This window comes from Streptomyces glomeratus (assembly GCF_021462825.1).
GTDB classification, from domain to species: Bacteria; Actinomycetota; Actinomycetes; order Streptomycetales; family Streptomycetaceae; genus Streptomyces; species Streptomyces glomeratus.
The window spans coordinates 26,561-40,841 of sequence record NZ_JAKEEB010000008.1; the positions used below are offsets into that span (position 1 = coordinate 26,561).

Sequence of the window (14,281 nt, forward strand, 5' to 3'; positions counted from 1 at the left end):
GCCATGAGCGAAGAGCGCCCCCGGTCCCACGCGGCACAGGGGGAGGCCGCCGATGGTGGGGGTACACCCTGGGCGAACGAGGCCGGGAACATGGGGGAGACGGCATCCGACGCCGACGCCTGGGCCAAGGCGTGCGCCGAGGACCTCGCCGCGGAGAAGGCCCGCCGCCGTGACCGGTACGGACCGCCGCCCGGCTCGGCCGCCGAGGAGCTGCGCAAGCTCGTCGACGCCGTCGCGGACAAGCTGTCCGAGCTGCCGACGCCCCTGTTCGGTGCCGCTGCCTCGGGCGCGGCGCAGCAGATGGTCCAGCAGGTGGTGCAGCAGGCCAAGGCCGCCGTCGAACCGGTGATAGAGCGCAATCCGGAGGTCTTCGACCATCTCGCCGCGGCCGGTTCGGAGCTGCTCGCGGCCTACCGCTCCGCCGTCGAGGCCCAGGAGAAACGCTGGACGAACCGCACCTCCGGAGACGCCGGCCCCCGCCGCCGGGGCGGGGAGCAGGGGCCCGGAGAGCACATCGACCTCGACTAGCCGACCGGAGCGCTCAGCGCCCGGGAGGAGGCCGCAGGGAGCATCCGACAGCCCTCAGCGCCCTCGGGTACGGTTGGCCGTAGCGGGGCTCGACCGAAACTGAGGGATTCATGGGACTCACCATCGGCGTCGACATCGGCGGCACGAAGATCGCGGCCGGTGTGGTCGACGAGGAAGGCAACATCCTCTCGACCCACAAGGTGCCGACTCCGGGCACGCCCGAGGCCATCGTGGACGCCATTGCCGCTGCAGTCGAGGGCGCCCATGCGGGGCACGAGATCGTCGGCGTCGGGATCGGTGCCGCCGGCTACGTCAACCGTCAGCGCTCCACGGTCTACTTCGCGCCGAACATCGACTGGCGCCAGGAGCCGCTGAAGGAGAAGGTCGAGGCCCGTGTGGGCCTCCCGGTGGTCGTCGAGAACGACGCGAACGCGGCCGCGTGGGGCGAGTACAAGTTCGGCGCGGGCAAGGGCCACCGCAACGTCATCTGCATCACGCTCGGCACCGGCCTCGGCGGCGGCATCATCATCGGCAACAAGCTCCGCCGCGGCCACTTCGGCGTGGCCGCGGAGTTCGGCCACATCCGGATGGTCCCGGACGGCCTGCTGTGCGGCTGCGGCTCGCAGGGCTGCTGGGAGCAGTACGCCTCCGGCCGCGCCCTGGTGCGGTACGCCAAGCAGCGCGCCAACGCCACCCCCGAGAACGCCGAGCTGCTGCTCTCGCTCGGCAACGGCACCCCCGACGGCATCGAGGGCAAGCACATCTCCATGGCCGCCCGCCAGGGCGACCCGGTGGCCGTCGACTCCTACCGCGAGCTGGCCCGCTGGGCCGGTGCCGGCCTCGCCGACCTGGCCTCGCTGTTCGACCCCTCCGCCTTCATCGTCGGCGGCGGCCTCTCGGACGAGGGCGAGCTGGTCCTCGACCCGATCCGCAAGTCGTACAAGCGCTGGCTGGTCGGCGGCAACTGGCGCCCGGTCGCCGATGTCATCGCCGCGCAGCTCGGCAACAAGGCGGGCCTGGTCGGCGCCGCGGACCTGGCCCGGGAGCCCGACCCGATCATGTGACGCGAGCAGGGGCGGATGCGGACCGCGCGCATCGGGTGTGCCTTCCGCGGCGGCCACCTCCGCCCCACCTTGCGGCGTATCTTGATCGGCATGGCGACGACCATCACGCTGCCCAACTCCCGTGCCGAGTCCGACGGTTCGGCCGTCATCCGCGTCCTCAGCTACAACATCCGCTCGATGCGCGACGACACCGACGCGCTCGCCCGCGTGATCAGCGCCTGCGCGCCCGACCTGGTGCTCGTCCAGGAGGCGCCCCGCTTCTTCCGCTGGCGCAAGAAGCTCGCCCGGCTGGCGGCGGCCTCCGACCTCGTGGTCCTCTCCGGCGGCGCCACCGCCGCCGGACCGGCCCTGCTGTGCTCGCTGCGTGCCACCGTCGAGCGCACCGAGGACGTGCTGCTGCCGCTCACCCCGGGTCTGCACCGGCGGGGACTTGCGACGGCGGTCGTGCGGTTCGGCGGTGCGCGGCTCGGCGTCATCAGCTGCCATCTGAGCCTGCGGAAGGACGAGCGGTACGCGCAGGGCGGCATGCTGCTCGACCGGCTCGCCGGCCTCGGCACGGCGCATGCGGTCGTCGGCGGCGACCTCAACGAACGGCCGGACGGTCCCACCTTCGCGCGCCTGGCCACCGCACTCCAGGACGGGCGGGCCGCCGCTCCCTGGGGCGCCGAGCACACCTGGACGCCGGCCGATCCCTACCAGCGCATCGACGCGATCTTCGCGACGCGGGGCGTCGAGGTCCTCGGCTGCGGCGTCCCGCTCGGCCACCCCGGGGTGACGCAGAGGGACCTGAGGGCGGCCACGGACCACCTTCCGGTCCTGGCCGCCCTCAGGGTTCCCGCGTCCTGGACACAGGGGCCGGCCGGACCGATCACATGGACCGGCCGGACTGATCACATGGACCGGCCGGACTGATCACATGGGCCGTTCCCACTGATCGCAGGCACCGGTCGGAGGTCAGACGACCGCGCCCCGGCCCGGATCGTCGCCGTCCTCGTCGCCCGTCTTCATCCGTACCACCAGCGTCACGCAGCCGCCCAGGAAACCACCGACGCCGAGCGTGGTGAGCCACCACGTCATGTCCCAGCCCAGCAGCACCGCCAGCAGGAGCAGCACCGGGCCGCCGATCATCCCGAGCCAGGCGAACTTCGCCGTGGTGTCGGCCGTCGGCAGCGGCGGCGGCTCCGGGGGCACGAAATGCCCCTCGTCGTCCTCGTCGAAGTCGTCCTCCGAGGGCTCCGGCGCCGTGTAGTCGCGCGGGCCGACGCCGGGCGCGAAGGAGATGGAACTGCCCAGCGGCTTGACGGGCTCGATCTTCGACTCGTCGCCCTTGCCGCCGGCCGGCTCCGGATCGGGCAGCGCCAGATCCTCGACGGACCGGAACGGTCTGGCGCCCGGCGGGTCCGGCGGCTCCTCGCCGTACCCCGCGACGATCGCCGCCCAGGCAGCCTCCTCGTCGAAGGGCACACCCTTCTCGTCCGGCTCGCGGTCGGAGTCGTGCTCAGCCACCTGCGGCCGTCCCTTCCTTGCCGAGACTGGGCGCGAGCCGGCCGATGAACGCGAGGCTCTCCTCGAAAATCCGGTCCGCATCGTGGTCCAACGTCGCCACGTGGTAGCTCTGTTCCAGCAGGATCTCCCGCACGTCCGTGGAGGAGACCCGGCTGAGGATCCGCGCCGAGTCGGCGGGCGGGACCACATGGTCCTGAGGACTGTGCAGCAGCAGCAGCGGCTGGGTGACCTGAGGCAGCTCGCCGTCGACGACCCGGAAGAAGTTCCGCACGGAGTGCGCGGCGTGCAGCGGCACCCGGTCGTAGCCCAGCTCGGTGCTCCCTTCCTTGGCGATGTCGCTGGCGATGCCCTTCGTCGTCCGGACGAGGTGGCGCGCCACCGGGAGGGCGTACGCGGACAGGCCGTGCACCTTGTTCGCCGGGTTGACGACCACGATGCCGCTGACCGCGTCCCCGTGCAGGGCGGCGAGCCGCAGGGCCAGGGCGCCGCCCATGGACAGCCCGGCGACGAACACGTGGGTGCAGCGGTCGCGCAGGGCGCGCAGCGCGCGGTCCACCTCCGCGTACCAGTCGTGCCAGCCGGTGAGCTGCATGTCCTCCCAGCGCGTGCCGTGCCCGGGCAGCAGCGGCAGCGAGACGGTGAGGCCGCGCTCGGCGAGATACTCCGCCCAGGGGCGCAGCGACTGCGGGGAACCGGTGAAGCCGTGGCAGAGGAGGACGCCGACTTCCCCGCCCTCGTGGCGGTACGGCTCTGCTCCGGGGAGGACCGGCACGTCGGTCTCCTGTTCATGAAAAGGGGCTGGGCACGTCGATTGCAGGTACTTCACCGTACGCGACGGCACTGACACCGACCAGGGCCGTCGGGCTCTTTGACGGCGGACCGGGTTAAGGTCTGTTCGACAGACACAGGAGGCACTCGGTTGTTGTACGGCGCGATGAAGGTATCCATCGGGGGGCCGCTGAAGCTTGCCTTCAGGCCCTGGGTGGAAGGCCTCGAGAATGTCCCCGCCGAGGGCCCCGCCATATTGGCGAGCAACCATCTGTCCTTCTCGGACTCGTTCTTCCTCCCCGCGGTCCTCGACCGCAAGGTCACCTTCATCGCGAAGGCCGAGTACTTCACCACGCCCGGTGTGAAGGGCCGGCTGACCGCCGCCTTCTTCAAGGGCGTGGGCCAGCTCCCCGTCGACCGGTCCGGAGCGCGCGGGGCGGGCGAGGCGGCCATCAAGAGCGGCATCGACGTGCTGGAGCGCGGCGAGCTGTTCGGCATCTACCCGGAGGGCACCCGGTCGCCCGACGGCCGGCTCTACCGGGGCAAGCCCGGGGGCCTGGCCCGGGTGGCGCTCGCCACCGGCGCGCCCGTCATTCCCGTCGCCATGATCGACACCGAGAAGATCCAGCCGCCGGGGAAGATCGTCCCCAAGCTGATGCGCCCGGGCATCCGCATCGGCAAGCCGCTCGACTTCAGGCGCTACCAGGGCATGGAGCACGACCGTTTCGTGCTGCGCGCGGTGACCGACGAGGTCATGTACGAAATCATGAAGCTCTCCGGACAGGAGTACGTCGATATGTACGCGACCGCCGCCAAGCGGCAGATCGCGGAGGCGGCGAAGGCGGAGAAGCAGGCCCAGAAGGACGCCGCGAAGGAGCACAAGGGCTCCTAGGGACCCGATCGGTCCGGCTCGGCGCAAGGCCCGGCGGAGAAATCGACGGGGAGAAGGGGGAGGGGCAAGGGGGGATGGCCAAGCGCGAGCGGGTCGTCAGGATGTCGGTCGAGCAGCCCCTGTGGCGCGCGCTCACGGCGTACCGCGTGCTGACGATGCTGTACGCGATCGGACTGTTCGCGACCGCCTACGGCAGATTCGCGCGGCCCTGGCTCGCCATCGCCTACTACGTCGTGCTGAGCGTGTGGACGCTGGCCACGCTGCCCAGGCTGGCGAACGCGGCGAGCTGCACCAAGCGCTTCCTCGCCGTCGACCTCACGATCGCACTCCTGGGCATCCTTCTCACGCCCCTCGCCGACACCCACGAACGGATCCTCGACGGCGGCCCCACCCTGCCGTCGATATGGACCGCCGGATCCGTCCTCGCGTACGCCGTCAAGGGCGGCTGGCGCTGGGCGGCCCTCGCCTCCACCCTGGTCGCCGCGGTGAACCTGGTCGAACGCGGTGCCCCCGCCCGCGACACCGTCCACAACGTCGTCCTCGTCTGGGTCGCCTCCATCGCGATCGGATACGTCGTCGAGGTCGCCCGCGCCTCCGAACGCACCCTCGCCCGCGCCCTCGAGATCGAGGCGGCGACCCGTGAACGGGAGCGGCTGGCCCGGGACATCCACGACAGCGTGCTCCAGGTGCTGGCCATGGTGCAGCGGCGCGGCACCGCCCTCGGCGGCGAGGCCGCGGAGCTGGGCCGGCTCGCCGGCGAGCAGGAGGTGGCGCTGCGCACCCTTGTCTCCGGCGGCCTCGTGCCCCTCTCGCGGGTGTCGGAGGACGCGGCGCTCGGCGCGGTCGTCCGCGTGGTCGACGAGCCGGACGACGAGGAGGGCCCGGTGGACCTGCGTCTGCTGCTCGCCCCGTACGCCGGTGCCCGGGTGACGCTCTCCGAGCCCGGCTCCCCGGTGCCCCTCGCCCCGGCCGTCGCGCGTGAACTGGCCGCCGCCGTCGGTGCCGCGCTGGACAATGTCCGCGGTCACGCGGGGCAGGGGGCGCACGCCTGGATCCTGGTCGAGGACGAGCCGGACGGCATCGTCGTGACCGTACGCGACGACGGGCCCGGCATCCCGGAGGGGCGGCTCGCCCAGGCCGAGGGCGAGGGGCGGCTCGGGGTGGCCCAGTCGATCCGCGGCCGGCTGCGCGACATCGGCGGTGCCGCCGAGCTGATCTCGGTCCCCGGCCAGGGCACGGAAGTGGAACTGAAGATACCGAAGGACGCCGGGGGCCCGGGGGCCTCACGGGGGAGGGCTGGGACGCGATGACCGCGGACACCACGGAGGTGCGGCGCGAACCGATCAAGGTCATGGTGGTCGACGACCACCCCATGTGGCGGGACGCCGTCGCCCGCGACCTGACCGAGTCCGGCTTCCACGTGGTCGCCACCGCGGGCGACGGCGAGCAGGCGGTGCGCCGCGCCCTGGCCGCGGGGCCCGACGTCCTCGTCCTCGACCTCAACCTGCCCGCCAAGCCCGGCGTCCAGGTGTGCAAGGAACTCGTGGGCGCCAACCCGGCGTTGCGGGTCCTGGTGCTCTCGGCGAGCGGTGAGCACGCGGATGTGCTGGAGGCGGTGAAGTCGGGCGCGACGGGCTATCTGCTGAAGTCCGCCTCCACGGCGGAGCTGATCGACGCGGTGCGCCGTACGGCGGTCGGCGACCCGGTGTTCACGCCCGGCCTCGCGGGCCTGGTCCTCGGCGAGTACCGCCGTCTCGCCGCCGAACCGGTCCTGGCCGCGGGCGCCGACGAGCCGGAGACGCCGCGGCTGACCGACCGCGAGACCGAGGTGCTGCGGCTGGTCGCCAAGGGCCTGAGCTACAAGCAGATCGCCGAGCGTCTGGTCATCTCGCACCGCACCGTGCAGAACCACGTGCAGAACACCCTCGGCAAGCTCCAGCTGCACAATCGGGTCGAGCTGGTGCGGTACGCGATCGAGCGAGGACTGGACGAGGGCTGACACGCGCCGGGCGCACGGCGGGTGTGAACCGCGCAGGCGTGCGTCCACTACCCACCTTCGGGTGAAACCCGACTCGCCCCCGGTGATCAACTGCCCGACTCTTCACCGGAATTGACCTTTCGAGGCATGCCGGAGTGACGTGGGTCACCATTAGCGTGACCCGCATCAGGCAACCGCGGCGAAAGGACATTTCCATGCGGGTCGGAGTACTGACCGGAGGCGGCGACTGCCCCGGGCTCAACGCCGTCATCCGGGGCATCGTGCGCAAGGGCGTGCAGGAGTACGGCTACGACTTCGTCGGCTTCCGGGACGGCTGGCGGGGCCCCCTCGAAGGCGACACCGTGCGGCTGGACATCTCCGCCGTGCGCGGCATCCTGCCCCGCGGCGGCACGATCCTCGGCTCCTCGCGCACCAATCCGCTCAAGCAGGAGAACGGCATCCGCCGCATCAAGGACAACCTCGCCAAGGAGGAGGTCGACGCGCTCGTCGCGATCGGCGGCGAGGACACCCTCGGGGTCGCGGCGCGCCTGGCCGACGAGTACGGCGTCCAGGTCGTCGGCGTACCGAAGACCATCGACAACGACCTGTCCGCCACGGACTACACCTTCGGTTTCGACACCGCCGTCAACATCGCGACCGAGGCGATCGACCGCCTGCACACGACGGCGGAGTCGCATATGCGGGTACTGGTGGTGGAGGTGATGGGCCGCCACGCGGGCTGGATCGCGATCCACTCGGGGCTGGCGGGCGGCGCGAACGTCATCCTCATCCCCGAGCAGCGCTTCGACGTCGACCAGGTGTGCGCCTGGGTGACATCGCGGTTCAAGGCGTCGTACGCCCCGATCGTGGTGGTGGCCGAGGGCGCGATGCCCAAGGACGGCGACATGGTGCTCAAGGACCGGTCGCTGGACTCGTTCGGGCATGTGCGCCTCTCGGGCGTCGGCGAGTGGCTCGCGAAGGAGATCGAGGGGCGCACGGGCAAGGAGGCCCGTACGACCGTCCTCGGTCACGTCCAGCGCGGCGGAACCCCCAGCGCCTTCGACCGCTGGCTCGCCACCCGTTTCGGCCTGCACGCCATCGAGGCCGTCCGCGACGGCGACTTCGGAAAGATGGTCGCCCTGCGCGGCACCGACATCGTCCGTGTCCCGCTCTCGGAGGCCACGGCCAAGCTGAAGACGGTCGACCCGAAGCTGTACGAAGAGGTCGGTGTCTTCTTCGGCTGACGGGCCCCCACGCTCTTCTTACGGGGGTGCCGCCCACACGGGCACCCCCACGCCCACTCCGCCCCTTCCGGCCTACGGCTACCGGGCCGGCCGTCGCTCGGGGAGCGCGCCGGCGCCGCACACTCGCCCGGCGAGCTCCCGGACGATGCCGGCGCCGTTCAGCGTCAGCACCGACTCCGGGTGGAACTGCACCCCGGCGAACCCGGGCCCGCGCAGCGCGTGCACCTCGCCGCCCTCCCCGCGGCTGACCTCGACTGCGTGCGCTGCCAGCTCCGCCGCCGTCTCGTCGTCGCAGCGGGCCACGAAGCTGTTGTAGAAGCCGACGGTCTCCCGCCGCCCGAACAGGTCGATCTCCGTCTGCGCCCCCTGGTACGGCACCGCCTTGCGGACGATCTCCAGTCCCAGTTCGGCCGCGAGCAGTTCGTGACCCAGGCAGACACCCAGCACTCCGTGCCCGTGCCCCCGGACGACCTCCGCCGTCAGCTCCCGCAGGAACCGCATCTTGGGGTCGGCCGTGTCCGACGGGTCGCCCGGGCCCGGCCCGAGCACCACCGGGCCTTCGTGCGCGAGCACCGCATCGCGCAGGCCCGGCTCGTCGTAGCGCCGTACGGTCACCTCCAGGCCCGACGACCGAAGGAGGTGCCCGAGCATCGCGGTGAAGGTGTCCTCGGCGTCGACGACCAGGGCGTGCCCGGTCAGCTCGCCGGACGGCGTCTGCATCCGCAGCCAGAACGGCGAGAGGGAGGCCCGCCGCCCGTCCAGCGCCGCCCGCACCCGGGGGTCGTCGGCCAGCCGGGGCAGCGACCGCTCCTCGGCCGGCCGGGACGCCCGCACCCCCAGCGCGGCCAGCACCCCAGCCGCCTTGGCGTGTGTCTCCGCGACCTCGCCCGCCGGGTCGGAGCCGCGCACGAGGGTGGCGCCGACCGGCACCCGCAGCCGTCCGTCCGCGTCGATGTCCGCGGTCCGGATGAGGATGGGGGAGTCCAGCGTCTGGGCGCCGCCCGTGTCCCGGCCGATGAGCGCGAGTGCCCCCGCGTAGTAGCCGCGCCCGCCGGCCTCGTGCCGCTCGATCACCCGGCAGGCGTTCTGCAGGGGGGAGCCGGTGACGGTGGCCGCGAACATGGTCTCCCGCAGCACCTCCCGCACGTCCAGGGACGAGCGCCCGCGCAGTTCGTACTCGGTGTGCGCGAGGTGCGCCATCTCCTTCAGCCGCGGCCCCACGACCACCCCGCCCCGGTCGCCGACCGTGCACATCATCTTGAGCTCCTCGTCGACCACCATCGACAGCTCCTCGGTCTCCTTGCCGTCGGCGAGGAAGGCCAGCAGGTCCCCGGGCGTCGGGCCGCCGGCCGGATAGCGGTAGGTCCCGCTGATCGGATTCATCACGACGGTCCCCCCGGACATCCGCACATGCACCTCGGGACTGGCACCGACCAGGGTGCGGTCGCCGGTGTGCACCACGAAGGTCCAGTACGCCCCGCGCTCGCCGACCAGCAGCCGCCGGAACAGCGCGAGCGCGTCGGCCCTGCCGAACCCGGGGACTCGGCCCTCGTACGTCCGGCGGATCACGAAGTTCGCGCCCTCACCCCGCCCGATCTCCTCGTGCAGCACCCGCCCGACGATCCCCGCGTACTCCTCGTCGGACACGTCGAAGCCACCGTCCTCCACGTGCACGTCGTGCCGCGGCAGCTGCGCGAGGGCCCGCTCCAGCGGGAGCTCCGAGGACTCCTCCGGCGTCAGGGCAAGCAGCGGGGTGCCGTCGTCGCGGACGTCGAAGCCGCGCTCGCGGATCTGGCGGTACGGGACCAGGGCCAGCGCCTCGCCGGGGAGGTCGGCGAGGCGCGCGTACTCCCGGACCGGGCCGGCCAGCACCTCCACGGTGTCGTGATCGCGCCCGGGCGTGCGGCGGCGGAGCAGGGCGAACGGGCGGGGATCGGTCAGTAGATCCGTCAGGTGCATGGTCCGTGTCCTTCTCGGTGAGGTGAGAGGGGACGGCCCGGTGCCGGAAACACGGAAGGCCGCCCCTCGGGCGGCCTTCGCGAAGTCGTGGGTACGCGCGTCAGTGGGCCGCCGGAGAAGCGGTCCACCACCAGTTCTGGGTCGTGTGCGCGAACATGCGACGCACTGTACCCCATGTCCACAAGGTGTATCGGCTGTCTCATTTGCTGGGCGTGCGGAGGGAGGCCCGACCCGAAGCCGTAATGTTGAGGGCGTGACCGTGAACGCTAAGACCAGCGCCGGCGCTGGCAACACCTGGCGAGACCTGCCCGCGGCGCAGCAGCCCGAGTACCCCGACCCCGAGGCTCTGCGCAAGGTGATCGCGGACCTCGAGTCGTATCCGCCACTCGTCTTCGCGGGCGAGTGCGACCAGCTGCGCGCCCGGATGGGAGCCGTCGCCAGGGGCGAGGCGTTCCTGCTCCAGGGCGGCGACTGCGCGGAGGCCTTCGACGCGGTGTCCGCCGACCACATCCGCAACAAGCTCAAGACCCTGCTCCAGATGGGCGCCGTGCTCACGTACGCCGCCTCGGTGCCCGTCGTGAAGGTCGGCCGGATCGCCGGCCAGTACTCCAAGCCGCGCTCGAAGCCGACCGAGACCCGCGACGGGGTGACCCTGCCGGTCTACCGCGGCGACTCCGTCAACGGCTTCGAGTTCACAGAGGAGTCCCGGATTCCCGACCCGGAGCGTTTGAAGCGGATGTACCACACGTCCGCCTCGACGCTGAACCTCGTGCGCGCCTTCACCACCGGCGGCTACGCCGACCTGCGCCAGGTGCACGCCTGGAACCAGGACTTCGTGAGGTCGTCGCCGTCCGGGCAGCGCTACGAGCAGCTCGCGCGCGAGATCGACAACGCGCTGAACTTCATGCACGCCTGCGGGACCGACCCGGAGGAGTTCAAGACCGTCGAGTTCTTCTCCTCGCACGAGGCGCTGCTGCTCGACTACGAGTCGGCGCTGACCCGGACCGACTCGCGCACCGGGCAGCTGTACGACGTGTCCGCGCACATGGTGTGGATCGGTGAGCGCACCCGTCAGCTGGACGGCGCGCACATCGAGTTCGCCTCCCGGATCCGCAACCCGATCGGCATCAAGCTGGGTCCGACGACCACGGCCGAGGAGGCGCTGCACTACATCGAGCGCCTCGACCCGGAGCGGGAGCCCGGCCGGCTGACCTTCATCGTGCGCATGGGCGCGGACAAGATCCGCGACAAGCTGCCCGAGCTGGTGGAGAAGGTCACGGCCTCGGGCGCGGCGGTGGCCTGGGTGACGGACCCGATGCACGGCAACACCTTCGAGGCGGCCTCCGGCCACAAGACCCGCCGCTTCGACGACGTGCTCGACGAGGTCAAGGGCTTCTTCGAGGTCCACAAGGAGCTGGGCACGCACCCGGGCGGCATCCATGTCGAGCTGACCGGCGACGACGTCACCGAGTGTGTGGGCGGCGGCGACGAGATCTTCGTCGACGATCTGCACCAGCGCTACGAGACGGCGTGCGACCCGCGGCTGAACCGCAGCCAGTCGCTCGACCTGGCGTTCCTCGTCGCGGAGATGTACCGGGACCAGTAGGCCGGACCAGCAGGCCACGGCCTCGGTGCCGGCGCGGTGAGTGGGGCGCGGATCACATGGGATCCGCGCCCCGACCCGTTTCCACGGGTCTGGAGCGACGGTAAGGTTAGGTTTGCCTCACCGAGCCATCGGGGCGGCATACTCAGCGATCCCGTCGGGAGGTGAACCGCGTGTACGTCTGCAGTTGCTTCGGAATCACCGAGCGGCAGGTCAAGGAGCACGCGGCGAACGGCGCCTGCACTCCCCGGCAGATAGCGTCCGCCTGCAAGGCGGGCACGGACTGCGGCTCGTGCGTACGGCGGATCCAGGCGCTGCTGGGCAGGGGCGCGTGCCCGCGCCGGGAGCTCGCCGACCGGGGCGAGCCGGTCCTCTCCGGTCTGGACGGACTGGACCCGGACGGCCCGAGGAGTCTGCGGGACGCCGCCTAGCGGTCCTGGCCGCCTAGCTGTCCGGCTGCTCGATGAGCTGCGAGATGTAGAGCGCCTCACCGAGCTTGTCCACCAGCTCCAGCTGGGTGTCCAGATAGTCGATGTGGTGCTCCTCGTCCTCGAGAATCGACTCGAAGATGTTCGCGGACGTGATGTCGCCCTTCTCCCGCATGACCTTGATCCCGCGCTTGAGCCGGTCGATCGCCTCCACCTCGATCTGCCGGTCCGCCTCGAACATCTCCCGCACGGTCTGCCCCACCCGCACATGGAAGAGCCGCTGGTAGTTCGGCAGGCCCTCCAGGAAGATGATGCGGTCGGTGAGCACCTCCGCGTGCTTCATCTCGTCGAACGACTCGCGCCGGGTGTACGTGGCGAGCTTGGACCAGCCGAAGTTCTCCTGCATCTTCGCGTGCAGGAAGTACTGGTTGATCGCGGTCAGCTCGCCCGTGAGCTGTTCGTTGAGGAATTCGATGATCTCGGGGTCGCCCTGCATCGCCCGGGCTCCTTCCAAGCGGGGGGACTGGCGGGTTGCGCCGCATGATTGCACCGGCACACAGGGGCGTCCAGTAAGTTCACGCTTAGTGCGAGTTGCCCGGTTTGGTCGTCACGCTGGTCCGATGCACCCTCCGCGGTCTGTCAGGATGGAGTCATGGGTCATCCGGTGGAGCGCGCGTCAGGAGAAGCGGTACGGTCCGATCTTCCGCCGGGACAGCGACTGCAGCGGGGCTGGCCGGTCACGCACTACGGCCCGGTGCCGAAGTTCCGCCCCGAACGCTGGGACTTCCGCGTCTTCGGCGCCACCGCGGACGGCGAGAAGCACTGCTGGAACCACGAGGAGTTCACGGCCCTGCCGTACGCGACCGTGGTGGCGGATCTGCACTGCGTCACCAAGTTCAGCATGCTCGGAGCCGAATGGGGCGGCATCCCGGCCCGCACGGTCCTGGACATCGCCCCGCCCGCCCCCGCCGTCACCCATGTGATGGTCTGGGCGGAGTACGGCTACAGCGCGAACCTCCGCCTCGACGACTTCGCCTCGGAGCGCACGATCTTCGCCACCCACAAGGACGGTGAACTGCTCACCGCTGAACACGGCTTCCCACTGCGCCTGATCGTCCCCCACCTGTACGCCTGGAAGGGCCCCAAGTGGGTCCGCGGCATCGAGTACATGACCGCCGACCGGCGCGGCTTCTGGGAGGAGCGCGGCTACCACAACATCGGTGACCCGTGGAGCGAACAGCGCTACTCCTACCAGGAGGAACCCGGCGACGGCCCCGAGCTCTGACCGCGGCGGCGACCGCCCGGGACCGGCTCTTCGCGGCCGGATCGCCTCCCCGGCACTCGAATGATCAGCTCGCCCTCACCCTCGCCCTCACCCGGGATCAGCCTCCCGCAGCTTCTTCAGGCGCTCCACGTCCGCCGCATGGCCTTCCTTTCCGCCCGGCGTCTCGATGATCAGGGGCACGCCCGCGGTGGCCGGGTGGGTCATCAGGGCGCGGAAGGGGTCCTCGCCGATATGGCCGGAGCCGATGTTCGCGTGACGGTCCTTGTGGGCGCCGACCACATCCTTGGAGTCGTTCGCGTGGACCAGCTTCAGCCGCCCCTCGCCGACGGTGTCCACCAGCAGGTCCAGGGTCTGGTGCATGCCGCTCGGCCCCGTCAGATCGTGTCCGGCCGCGAAGACATGGCAAGTGTCGAGACACACGCCCAGCCGGGGATGTGCGTCCAGGGCCGCGAAGTACGCCTCGAAGTCCCAGGTGCGCGAGCACAGGGAGGCGCCCTGGCCCGCGGTCGACTCCAGCAGCAGATACGGGTCGTCGTCGTGCGTCAGCTCGTCCAGCAGGGGCAGCACCCGCTCACGCACCTGCCGCAGCGCGAGGGCCCGGGCCCGCCCGCCGGTGGCGCTCCCGGTGTGCACCACGACCCCCAGCGCCCCGATCTCTCGGCCCCGGCGCAGCGAGTGCCGCAGGGAGTCCACCGATCTGTCGACGGTCGCCTCGGTGTGGGAGCCGAAGTTGATCAGATACGGCGCGTGGACGTACACCGGTATCGACCCGGCGGCACACGCGGCGCGGAACGCCTCGTCCTGCCGCGGGTTGCCGGCGGGGGTCGCCCAGCCCCGTGGGTTGGCGACGAAGACCTGCACGGTCTCGGCCCCGATCTCCCGCGCGTAGGTCAGCCCGACGGAGTGCAGACCACCCGCCACGGGGACATGGCTGCCGACGGGATTGCGGGGGACGGAGGACGCGGCGAGGGCGCCACGGGACGGGAGAGTGCTCACCCCCCAAGGGTGTCACGCCCGCCCGCGCGC

Annotated in this window: 16 protein-coding genes; 10 read left to right on the plus strand and 6 right to left on the minus strand. The window is 71.3% G+C overall.

The features are described 5' to 3' along the window. Nucleotides 1-3: 3 nt before the first annotated feature. The 3 genes from LZ604_RS11800 to LZ604_RS11810 all read left to right on the plus strand — a co-directional run bounded on the left by LZ604_RS11800 (nt 4) and on the right by LZ604_RS11810 (nt 2,504). The gene (locus LZ604_RS11800; RefSeq protein ID WP_234514954.1) at nt 4-528 is read left to right on the plus strand and encodes a DUF5304 domain-containing protein; all 525 of its coding nucleotides are present in this window, start codon (nt 4-6) and stop codon (nt 526-528) included. 110 nt (nt 529-638) lie between these two features. Then, complete coding sequence (locus LZ604_RS11805) at nt 639-1,592, plus strand: ROK family glucokinase (RefSeq protein WP_234514955.1); 954 nt, start codon at nt 639-641, stop codon at nt 1,590-1,592. 90 nt (nt 1,593-1,682) lie between these two features. Then, nucleotides 1,683-2,504 carry an endonuclease/exonuclease/phosphatase family protein gene (locus tag LZ604_RS11810; RefSeq protein WP_234514956.1) on the plus strand — a complete coding sequence of 274 codons (822 nt, stop codon included), beginning with the start codon at nt 1,683-1,685 and terminating at the stop codon, nt 2,502-2,504. A 42-nt stretch (nt 2,505-2,546) separates the two neighbouring features. Here LZ604_RS11810 and LZ604_RS11815 read toward each other — a convergent pair whose 3' ends face one another. Next, nucleotides 2,547-3,098: a hypothetical protein gene (locus LZ604_RS11815; protein WP_234514957.1), complete on the minus strand. Its 552-nt coding sequence runs from the start codon at nt 3,096-3,098 to the stop codon at nt 2,547-2,549. After that, nucleotides 3,091-3,870 (minus strand): alpha/beta hydrolase, encoded by a 780-nt coding sequence (locus tag LZ604_RS11820; protein WP_234514958.1) that lies wholly within the window; start codon nt 3,868-3,870, stop codon nt 3,091-3,093. Before LZ604_RS11820 ends, LZ604_RS11815 begins: the two co-directional genes overlap by 8 nt. 162 nt (nt 3,871-4,032) lie before the next feature. Here LZ604_RS11820 and LZ604_RS11825 point away from each other — a divergent pair, with 162 nt between their 5' ends. From LZ604_RS11825 to LZ604_RS11840, 4 genes are all read left to right on the plus strand, one after another. Continuing rightward, nucleotides 4,033-4,758, plus strand: coding sequence for a lysophospholipid acyltransferase family protein (locus tag LZ604_RS11825; protein ID WP_234514959.1), 726 nt, complete (start codon nt 4,033-4,035; stop codon nt 4,756-4,758). A 74-nt stretch (nt 4,759-4,832) separates the two neighbouring features. Continuing rightward, nucleotides 4,833-6,068, plus strand: coding sequence for a MacS family sensor histidine kinase (macS, locus tag LZ604_RS11830; protein ID WP_234514960.1), 1,236 nt, complete (start codon nt 4,833-4,835; stop codon nt 6,066-6,068). Continuing rightward, entirely contained in the window at nt 6,065-6,757 is a 693-nt protein-coding gene (locus tag LZ604_RS11835) for a response regulator (protein WP_234514961.1), read from the plus strand. The genes macS and LZ604_RS11835 overlap by 4 nt, the downstream gene beginning before the upstream one ends. 194 nt (nt 6,758-6,951) lie before the next feature. Next, complete coding sequence (locus LZ604_RS11840; protein ID WP_234514962.1) at nt 6,952-7,980, plus strand: 6-phosphofructokinase; 1,029 nt, start codon at nt 6,952-6,954, stop codon at nt 7,978-7,980. Between the two features lie 78 nt (nt 7,981-8,058). On the opposite strand, the gene LZ604_RS11845 is transcribed toward LZ604_RS11840, so the two are convergent. Next, the gene (locus LZ604_RS11845) at nt 8,059-9,939 is read right to left on the minus strand and encodes an anthranilate synthase family protein (protein ID WP_234514963.1); all 1,881 of its coding nucleotides are present in this window, start codon (nt 9,937-9,939) and stop codon (nt 8,059-8,061) included. Between the two features lie 100 nt (nt 9,940-10,039). Then, the gene (locus tag LZ604_RS36210) at nt 10,040-10,096 is read right to left on the minus strand and encodes a trp operon leader peptide (RefSeq protein ID WP_359389524.1); all 57 of its coding nucleotides are present in this window, start codon (nt 10,094-10,096) and stop codon (nt 10,040-10,042) included. 96 nt (nt 10,097-10,192) lie between these two features. Between LZ604_RS36210 and LZ604_RS11850 the strand changes: the two genes are divergently transcribed. Together LZ604_RS11850 and LZ604_RS11855 are read left to right on the plus strand one after the other, a co-directional pair. Further along, complete coding sequence (locus LZ604_RS11850) at nt 10,193-11,545, plus strand: class II 3-deoxy-7-phosphoheptulonate synthase (protein WP_234514964.1); 1,353 nt, start codon at nt 10,193-10,195, stop codon at nt 11,543-11,545. A gap of 161 nt (nt 11,546-11,706) precedes the next feature. Beyond that, nucleotides 11,707-11,973: a (2Fe-2S)-binding protein gene (locus tag LZ604_RS11855; protein WP_234514965.1), complete on the plus strand. Its 267-nt coding sequence runs from the start codon at nt 11,707-11,709 to the stop codon at nt 11,971-11,973. Between the two features lie 13 nt (nt 11,974-11,986). On the opposite strand, the gene bfr is transcribed toward LZ604_RS11855, so the two are convergent. Next, nucleotides 11,987-12,466, minus strand: a complete 480-nt coding sequence (gene bfr, locus LZ604_RS11860; protein WP_234514966.1) for a bacterioferritin — start codon at nt 12,464-12,466, stop codon at nt 11,987-11,989. A gap of 156 nt (nt 12,467-12,622) precedes the next feature. On the opposite strand from bfr, the gene LZ604_RS11865 reads away from it, so the two are divergent. Continuing rightward, nucleotides 12,623-13,255, plus strand: coding sequence for a sulfite oxidase-like oxidoreductase (locus tag LZ604_RS11865; RefSeq protein ID WP_234514967.1), 633 nt, complete (start codon nt 12,623-12,625; stop codon nt 13,253-13,255). An 87-nt stretch (nt 13,256-13,342) separates the two neighbouring features. On the opposite strand, the gene LZ604_RS11870 is transcribed toward LZ604_RS11865, so the two are convergent. Further along, complete coding sequence (locus tag LZ604_RS11870) at nt 13,343-14,251, minus strand: deoxyribonuclease IV (RefSeq protein WP_234514968.1); 909 nt, start codon at nt 14,249-14,251, stop codon at nt 13,343-13,345. Nucleotides 14,252-14,281: the final 30 nt, after the last annotated feature.